The organism is Psychrobacter sp. W2-37-MNA-CIBAN-0211 (assembly GCF_040309405.1).
GTDB classification, from domain to species: Bacteria; Pseudomonadota; Gammaproteobacteria; order Pseudomonadales; family Moraxellaceae; genus Psychrobacter; species Psychrobacter glaciei.
Map to the genome: position 1 here is coordinate 1 of NZ_JBEOOU010000573.1, position 236 is coordinate 236.

The window sequence follows — 236 nt, forward strand, 5'->3', positions numbered from 1 at the left end:
TCTTCAACGTTCTGTGCGGTTGCATTTAGGCCATGACCTTCGGCATAACCGACCCATTCTTTACAGCAGCCACAATTAGCGTCTTTATAAACGGTGGCTGAGATGTTTTTTAGGATAGTTGGCTGGGTGTCTGAATGAGTACTGACAGGTATTATTTCCGCTTTTGGTTGCTCTGTTTGCGCGGTTTGCGTAGCGGTCGTTGGCTCAGTCGCTGGTGTTGAGTCAGCAGCAGCGTT

1 pseudogene is annotated in these 236 nt (G+C 48.7%); it reads right to left on the minus strand.

From position 1 onward, the window contains the following. Nucleotides 1-236 (minus strand): annotated as a pseudogene (locus AAEY72_RS16315) (DUF411 domain-containing protein); the annotation flags it as partial.